Origin of the sequence: Mycobacterium attenuatum, from assembly GCF_900566085.1 — a bacterium.
Lineage (GTDB): Bacteria > Actinomycetota > Actinomycetes > Mycobacteriales > Mycobacteriaceae > Mycobacterium > Mycobacterium attenuatum.
This window is the reverse complement of sequence record NZ_UPHT01000083.1, coordinates 1-8,356: the sequence shown is the minus strand read 5'-3', so window position 1 is coordinate 8,356 and position 8,356 is coordinate 1. Positions and strand designations below refer to the sequence as shown.

Below are 8,356 nucleotides of genomic sequence, written 5' to 3'. Positions count from 1 at the left end.
TTCAAACTCGACAGCGCGCTGCTCGGTGGATTCACCACACCCAAGCTGGGCATTCCCGCGTTGACCACACCAACGATCGCGGTGCCTGACCTCGACCTGCCCAACATCACCACCCCGCCAATCACCGTTCCAGGGCTGGACCTGCCGGCGGTGACGGTGCCGGGCTTCAAACTCGACAGCGCGCTGCTCGGTGGATTCACCACACCCAAGCTGGGCATTCCCGCGTTGACCACACCAACGATCGCGGTGCCTGACCTCGACCTGCCCAACATCACCACCCCGCCAATCACCGTTCCAGGGCTGGACCTGCCGGCGGTGACGGTGCCGGGCTTCAAACTCGACAGCGCGCTGCTCGGTGGATTCACCACACCCAAGCTGGGCATTCCCGCGTTGACCACACCAACGATCGCGGTGCCTGACCTCGACCTGCCCAACATCACCACCCCGCCAATCACCGTGCCAGGGCTGGACCTGCCCGCCGCGACCATTCCCGGCTTCAAGCTCGACAGCGCACTATTGGGCGGTTCTACCACGCCCAAGCTGGTCATCCCACCACTGACCACGCCGACAATCAATGTGCCGGGGATCACTTTGCCGGAGATGTTCATACCCGGCTTCAAGGTCGACAGCATAACCTTCGGCGGCTTTCAAACGCCCACAATAACCTCGCCGGAGTTCAAGACACCGACGATCCATTTCGACGGCATTGGGATCTACAGTCTGGCGGTCAAATGGGACACCAACGTCTTCGCGCTGAAGGGCGTCAATTATATTCCCAACACAGCAATTGTCGACCCATTCAATGGCCAAGCGTACTTCAACCTGGTTTCGCTGGAATCCTCAGGTTTCGATCTGCCCACCTTGACTATCAGGCCATACACACTCCCGAGATTTGGCATCGACGCTTTCGGTCTGCCGCCGATCACGTTGCCGGACATCAGGATTCCGCAAATCAATCTGGGCGACTTCAGTTTTCCGGGGCTTACTACCACGGAGTTCACAATTGACCCGATCGGCGTGGACTCCTTTGGCCTACCGCCCATTACGCTCCCCGACATCAACGTGCCGCCGATCAAGCTGGGCGCCTTCACCATCCCGGGGCTCGACATCGATCCCGTCCGCCTGGACGGCTTCAGCATTCCGGGCATCACCACCGCGCAGTTCAGCATCGACCCGATCGGCGTGGACTCCTTTGGCCTACCGCCCATTACGCTCCCCGACATCAACGTCCCGCCGATCAAGCTGGGCGCCTTCACCATCCCGGGGCTCGACATCGATCCCGTCCGCCTGGACGGCTTCAGCATTCCGGGCATCACCACCGCGCAGTTCAGCATCGACCCGATCGGCGTGGACTCCTTTGGCCTACCGCCCATTACGCTCCCCGACATCAACGTCCCGCCGATCAAGCTGGGCGCCTTCACCATCCCCGGGGTCACCACCGCTGCGTTCAGCATCGACCCGATCGGGGTGGACTCCTTCGGGCTGCCGCCGATCACCCTGCCCGACATCAACGTCCCGCCGATCAAGCTGGGCGCCTTCACCATCCCCGGGGTCACCACCGCTGCATTCAGCATCGACCCGATCGGGGTGGACTCCTTCGGGCTGCCGCCGATCACCCTGCCCGACATCACCCTGCCTCCCATCAAGCTGGGCGCCTTCACCATGCCGGAACTCGGCGTCAACCCCATCAAGCTCGATTCCTTTACCATTCCGGGTCTGACGGTGCCGCCCGTACACCTCGACGGTTTCACGTTGCCGGGCCTCACGATCCCCAGCGTCACGCTGCCCAGCACCACGATTGCGAGTTTCGACGTCCCGCCGCCGCCCGGATTCGGCAACACGAGCAGCGCACCCTCGTCGGGCTTCTTCAACACCGGCGACGGGGACAGTTCAGGGTTCGGCAACCGCGGATTGGGCCTCTCAGGTTTGTTCAACGTGAACCCCGCCGGCTTTTTCGGCGGCTCGGGATACCAAAACGTCGGCGCCAACACCTCAGGGCTGTTCAACTTCGGTAGCGGCACTTCGGGCCTCGCGAACACCGGGACACTTCCGCTGGCCCTGCCCAACCTGCTCGCTGGCATCGCCAGCTTCGGAGACACGGCCGCGGGCTGGTTCCGATTGTGAGCGCGGCGCTCAGCAGATCTACCCGGCGGGCGAACCAGCGGAGGCCGGTAAGCAATTGACCTCATTCACGCCGAACCGCGGACTGTGCATCGGCGAAGAGATGAGATGTTCGCCCGCCGCCCGCGAGGTGGACCAGCGCCCACCCGCCGCGCCGGGAAGCCGCCCATCCGGCGGTGTCACCTCGATACCGGCCCGCACCCGCGAGCACCCTGGGCCAGCTACCCATTGCGGCGTACGCACCGATCTGGAATATCGAGCAGAACAGAGTCGAATTCATCGGTCCCGTACGCATCCGCAGCTTACGGTGGCACGCGCGGTACATATGGCCATCGCGTTGCCGCTGTTCATCCAGCCGGTCGGGTTCGACGGGTTCCGCTGGTGTGATGGCGGCATCGTCGACATCTTCCCGGTTCGTCCCCTGCTCGACATCGAGCAGCCGTGTGAGGTCACGCTGGCGATCAACGGCTTCTATCCGCCAGGATTTCAGGGCGAAGACGCCACCGGTTGGGAGTATCGCCGCGCCAGCATCGTGTATGTGGCAAGCCAGATGCGTACCTGTCCGCAGATCGAGCTCGCGCGCGAGAACCTGGCCCGGTTGCGTGCGGCATCGCGGTTGATCATGATCGAGCCTGTTCCCTACCAGACGGTGGGCCGGCTTCATGCGGGCCGGGCGGGTGCAGGCACGCATTGCGCTGGCGGCACCCGAAACGGATGCCTCGTCCGGGGCCACGGCCGCCGCCGTCGCCAATTAGCGTGCGAGCGCCAATACTTCGTCGAAGCCGGCAACGAGTGCGTCATGGAAGACGTCGTAGTCGGGGATGGCCGCCGTGTCGACGTCGATGCCCAGTGCACAGGTGTCGACATAGGACAGCAGCGTGACATTGACCGCCGAGCCGATCGTCGGGCCGAAAGCGTATTGCGCCCGCACTGCCGCGCCCCCGAGGAACACCGGTACCGGGACCCCGGGCACGTCGCTGGTCAGGAAATCGACGTGGCGCAGCACCGAGCCGATGTACCAGCGCGGCACCAGGTTGAGAACGCCGGCAATCGCCTGGGTATGGGGCAGCGACTTTTCCTGCCGCACCGCACCGACGCGCTCGTGGATGGTCCTGATCCGTTTCGCCGGGTCAGCCTCGCCGACTGGAATGTCGAACCGCATCAACGTGATTCGATTTCCACCGATGTCATCGGCGTCCGTCCGCAGGCTGATCGGCATGGTCAGGTGCAAATCGCCGACCACAACGCCGTGTTTTTCGTGATAGATGCGCAATCCGCCGGCCACCCCGGCGACAAACGCATCGTTGAGGGCACCACCACACCGGTGCGCGGCATCGCGCAATTGCTGGCGCGGCACCTCGTGCACTCCCAGACGCCGGATCAGGCCGCGATCCCTGAGTAGTGGCGAGCCGGTGCGATTGAGCGGCCGAACAGTCCGGTAGACCGATGCCGCGTTGGCTGCTGCCGACCGCACCGTCGCGACGGGCCGCCGGATTCCGCCGTACACCAGTCGCGGTAGCTGTCGCACCGTGCCCGTCACTGCGTCGGCGAGCAATGAGGCGCTGTAACGCCACGATTCGCGGTAGCCCTCCAGCCGCGACGGCTGAGGTACCTCCGGCGCTGCCGGCAGTGACTTCAGCTCGTAATGCTCCTGGGACAGGTCGAATAGGCGCATCGCGATCTGGATGCCGCCGACACCGTCGGTAAGAGCATGGTGGAATTTGCAGATCACCGCCGCGGCACCGTCGTGCAGGCCGTCGACCAGGGTCGCCTCCCACAGCGCCCGGGCCCGGTCGAAATCCTGCATTTCGGCCACCCGGGCCATCTCGAGCACATCGTCGAGCGTGCCGGTTACGGGAACGGCCACCCGCCGCATGTGGTAGTCCAGGTCGAAGTCCGCGTCGTACTCCCAGCGCGGCGGGGCGGGCGGCGGAGATTCCACCACCCGCTGGCGAAACATCGGTAGCTCCCGGCTGATCAGGTCGAATCGTTGGCGTATCTGGTCCCAGTCGGGGGATCGATCCAGCAATACGACCGTGACCACGGTGGACCGCAGTCGTGGGTCAGTTTCCATCGCCCAGGTAAAGGCGTCGCTGTTGCGCATGAATTCGGTCATGGTGGCTCCACGACAAACCTACGATGCCTCGCGGCCGCGGTCACTAGCCTGTTGTCAGCCAAGGACTTTGGTCCCTACAAGTGGTGCCATTGGTCGCCCCGTCAGGGGCCGAACACCCGCCGCGTGTAGTCGTTGAGGAAGACGCGGTTCGGATCAAGGCGATCGCGGACCGCCGCGAAGCGATCCCAGGCGGGATAGCGATCACGAAGCGTGCCGGCGCTCTGATAGTGGCGTTTACCCCAGTGCGGGCGACCCGCATACTCGTCCATGATCTCTTCGACGGCGCGGAAGTAGGATTCGAATTCCATGCCGGTGTACTGGTGCACGGCGATGTAGCAGGTGTCCCGGTCGTGTGCGGTCGACAGGAAAGCATCGTCGGGGGCGCCAAAACGGACCTCGAGCGGGAACATGATCGGCAGGTTGCGGCGGCGGACGAGGTCGATGACCCGCTGGACCCCCGCGCGCGCATGCTCGCGGGGAATCGCATACTCCATCTCGGTGAATTTGACGTTGCGTGCGCTCGCATAGACCTTCCAGCCGTGATCCTGAACGGTGGCCGGCGACATCAAGTTTGTGATGAGACGGTTCAATGCCGGTGCAGCACTGGGAAATTGCCGACCGGCGCGGCAGATCAGACTCAGCCCTGCGTTTTCGACGGTGTCGCTGATCCGGCGCTTCCACACCGGCAGCGGCCTGGGCTCCTCGTCGCTGCGCCGCGTGGTGCGGGTCAGCGCCGTATCGGCGTAGGGAAAGACGAAGAACTCGAAGTGGTCGTTGCCATCCACCTGCTCGTCGAGTCGATCCAGCGTATCGGCCAGCGGGCGCAGCTCGTCGTCGCGATGCAGCGTGAACAGCGGCACCACCTTGAGGGTCACTTGCGAGATCACGCCCAGCGCACCGATCGATACCCGTGCCGCCAAGTAGTCGTCGCCGTCCGACAGGGTCAAGACGTCGCCACTGGCGGTGACCAATCGCAGCGAAACGACCTGCGCCGACACATTGGTGAAGCGCGCCCCCGTGCCGTGCGTCGCGGTCGCGGTCGCCCCGGTGATCGACTGCTTGTCGATGTCGCCCTGGTTCTCCAGGCCCAGCCCGTGCTCGGCCAGCTGCGCGAACAGCGGGTGCAACCTGGCCCCGCCCTGAACCGTCGCCAGACCCGCGGTCGCGTCCACGTCGATGACCTGCTGCATGCCGGTCATGTCGACCATCACTCCATCGGTGCAGGCGCAGTCGGTGAACGAATGCCCGGTCCCGACGGCGCGCACGCGTTCGCCGCGCTGTGTTGCCTTGACGACGACGTCGGCCAGCTCGGCTTCGGAAGTGGGCCGCACGATCTGCGACGGCGCGCACAACTGCTCGCCGGCCCAGTTGCGCCACACGGTGCTCACCGGGCCAGCTCCCGCACCACGGCTTCGGCCACCGTTGTCGCGTGCATCACCGTCTCGTAGACGACGTTCTCCGGTGTATCGGACATCTGGTGGTAGTTCGACAGCGCCTTGTGGCGGTCGAAGGAGGAAAAGCAGGCGGTCGGGTAGCCCGCCCGGCTCATGATCACGGCGTCGGTGCTGTTACGCGATCGCAGGCCCCGCCGCAGCGGTGCGTCAGCGCGTTCGGCGGCTCGAACCACCAGATCCCGGAACGGCCGGTGGTAGTAGTCCTCCATGATCATGGTGCCCTCGCCCTCGAGCAGGATGAGTTCGGGCGAGCCAACGGTGTCGAAGTTGAGGAAGTACGTCTGGTCACGGTCCAGCTGAGTCTTGTGGCGGGCAATGAAACCGTAGATGCCACCCTGCAATTGCTCCTCGGCGCCCAGCGACACCAGCAACACCCGCACACCCGGCACCGGGCGGTCGCGTAGCCGCTCGGCCAACGCGATGATCAGCGCGACGGCCGACAGATTGTCGTTGGCTCCCGGCACGATCGGGCTGCGAGCGATGTCGGTGAACGCCGCCACCCCGATCGCGCTCATCGCGGCCCCGGCGAGCATCATCTTGCGGCTGCCCCGTAGCGCGCCGGCGCCGGCCACCGCCGGCGCCAGGATCGACGGCCACCAGTTCGGCAGCGAAGTGTCGATGCGCTCGACGATCCCGGGGAACCGCTCGACGAAGAACCGCTGATAGCCCGGTTCGAAGAACTTGCCGCTGTGTGCGGCGTCGTGATGAGCGCATACCACGACCGTCCGCTTGCCGGTGGGATCGCCGGCTTCGGCCACGACATTCCATGTCGTTCGGGGCTTTTGGAGTTTCTTGCGCACAACGCGTACCCCGTTGGAACAGTCGTCGGCGATCGCCAGCCCCGCGCCCAGTCCCGCCAGCCCGGCAAGCACCCGCAAACGACGGCTGATCAGACCGGCAATCGCGGCGCCGATCCCGACCGCCGATAGCTTGGCGTGCAGCTGCGGGTAGCCGTCGTAGAACTGTTCCTCTTCGATCCGCGCATTCCGTGCACCGGCGGCGCGCAGGTACTCGACGATCTTGACCGCGGCCTCCTGCTCGCCGGGGTCTCCGGCACCGCGTTCGATCGGTGCCAGGGTCTCGATGACCGTACGCATCGTGGCCAATTCGGTCGGCAATGCGGTGATCGCGGTCATAGCAGCTCCTTGTCACACGGCGGGTAGGCGAACCATTCCATCATTAGAGAAATGTGCGACCCTCACCCCGGTAGGTCGGCACGGCGTCGACGATGTGCATGCCCCGAACCAGGTACAGCTGATCGAACCGCTCACACAGCTCGCCGGCCTTGGTGTGCCGGAAATACACCTTGTCGCCGATCTTCAGGCTCCGGGCCGCTTGCCCCGACAAGGGCGTCTGAACCTCACCGGTGCCTTCCATCGGGTCGAGCTTGAGCCCGCTCGGCAGATAGGGGGTCGGCATGCGATCTTTGGCGCCCACTCCGCTGGCCAGATAGCCGCCACCGAGTGCGGTCACGGTGTCGGCGGCAGGTCGGCGGCAGACCGGCAACGCGAAGATCGCGGCCGGCTGCAAGGCGAACGTCGAATACGTGTCGAACAGCGTCGGCGCGTAGAACCCAGAACCGGCGGTGGCCTCGGTGATCACCGGCTCCTGGGCGACCAGCTGAAGGTCGCCGGTACCGCCGGCGTTGACGACCTTGAGGTCGGCGACGTCACGCACCAGCTCGACGGCGTGGGCGCGGCGTTCCCGCAACTCCGCAAAGGACCGCCGCTGCATCCACCGCACGGCCGCGTTCTGGGCGGACCTGCCGGCCACGTTGTCGCCGAACCCGGCGATGTGACCCTCGTAAGACATCAACGCCACCAGCGTCAGAGACGGGCGGCGCGCGATCTCCACCGCGAGCGCTCGGGCCTGTTCCGGCGTGTGCAGCGGTGACCGTTTGGGCCCGATTTTCACCCGTCCGCCGGCTCGCCAGTAGCCGGCGTCGAGGTCCAGGCACAGCCGCACCGGGTGTGCGGTTGCGCTTTCGATCAGGTCGAGGTGCTCGACGCTGTCGACCATCACGATCGGCGCCCGTTCGGGGTCCGCGGCGGTGAGCTTGCCGAGTTTAGGCAGTGCCGCCCGATCCGTCGTCGGATAGGCGAGTAACAGGTTGTCGAAACCGTGGTCGGCCAGCCAGAGCGTCTCGGCGAGCGTGAAGGTCATCAGTCCCTCGAAGCGAATATTCGAGTCGAGGATTTCGCGCTGTAACGGCCTGCACCGCAACGACTTCGACGCAACCCGGATTGGCTTGTCGCCCGCTAGGGAAAGCAACTGAGCCGCATTGGCCCACATCGCGTCCAGGTCGACGAACGCAAACGGCGGGTCGAGGGCGGCGAATGCCTGCTCGTAGCGTTGCAGCCGGCCGTGCGGGTCGAGCCTGACCGACTCGTCGGCACCCTGCTCGCGACCCACCTCAGGCACGCCGTCACCTTACTGAACCTTGGCGAACTCTGGCAGCAGATAAGTGAAGGACGTGCCAGCTAGGGCAGCCCGTTGGTCCCTTTTTGACCGAAGAGGAATCCGCCGGCACCACCGGTACCCCCGGGCGCCCCGCCGGTGCCGTTGCCGCCGTTGCCGCCGTTGCCGATCAAGATCCCGCCGTCACCGCCGCTTTGACCCGTCCCTGGCGCTCCGTTGGCGCCGTTGCCGATCAATGGACGCCCGA

The 8,356-nt window shown here is 65.4% G+C and carries 5 protein-coding genes and 2 pseudogenes; 2 read left to right on the top strand and 5 right to left on the bottom strand.

What is annotated here, in order from left to right:
* Both EET13_RS30360 and EET13_RS32795 read left to right on the top strand, forming a co-directional pair.
* Nucleotides 1–2,124 (top strand): annotated as a pseudogene (locus tag EET13_RS30360) (hypothetical protein); the annotation flags it as partial.
* A gap of 100 nt (nucleotides 2,125–2,224) precedes the next feature.
* Nucleotides 2,225–2,485 (top strand): annotated as a pseudogene (locus EET13_RS32795) (hypothetical protein); the annotation flags it as partial.
* Nucleotides 2,486–2,872: 387 nt separating this feature from the next.
* Here EET13_RS32795 and EET13_RS14040 read toward each other — a convergent pair.
* The 5 genes from EET13_RS14040 to EET13_RS14020 all read right to left on the bottom strand — a co-directional run.
* Nucleotides 2,873–4,237, bottom strand: a complete 1,365-nt coding sequence (locus tag EET13_RS14040; RefSeq protein WP_122442869.1) for a wax ester/triacylglycerol synthase domain-containing protein — start codon at nucleotides 4,235–4,237, stop codon at nucleotides 2,873–2,875.
* A gap of 101 nt (nucleotides 4,238–4,338) precedes the next feature.
* Nucleotides 4,339–5,625 carry a D-arabinono-1,4-lactone oxidase gene (locus tag EET13_RS14035; RefSeq protein WP_122442868.1) on the bottom strand — a complete coding sequence of 429 codons (1,287 nt, stop codon included), beginning with the start codon at nucleotides 5,623–5,625 and terminating at the stop codon, nucleotides 4,339–4,341.
* Nucleotides 5,622–6,827 (bottom strand): M28 family metallopeptidase, encoded by a 1,206-nt coding sequence (locus EET13_RS14030; RefSeq protein WP_122442867.1) that lies wholly within the window; start codon nucleotides 6,825–6,827, stop codon nucleotides 5,622–5,624. Before EET13_RS14030 ends, EET13_RS14035 begins: the two co-directional genes overlap by 4 nt.
* A gap of 43 nt (nucleotides 6,828–6,870) precedes the next feature.
* On the bottom strand, nucleotides 6,871–8,112 hold the full coding sequence (locus EET13_RS14025; protein WP_122442866.1) for an amino acid deaminase/aldolase: 1,242 nt from the start codon (nucleotides 8,110–8,112) through the stop codon (nucleotides 6,871–6,873).
* Nucleotides 8,113–8,171: 59 nt separating this feature from the next.
* Nucleotides 8,172–8,356 (bottom strand): PGRS repeat-containing protein (locus tag EET13_RS14020; RefSeq protein WP_342212285.1); only part of this gene is annotated, 185 nt, incomplete at its 5' end.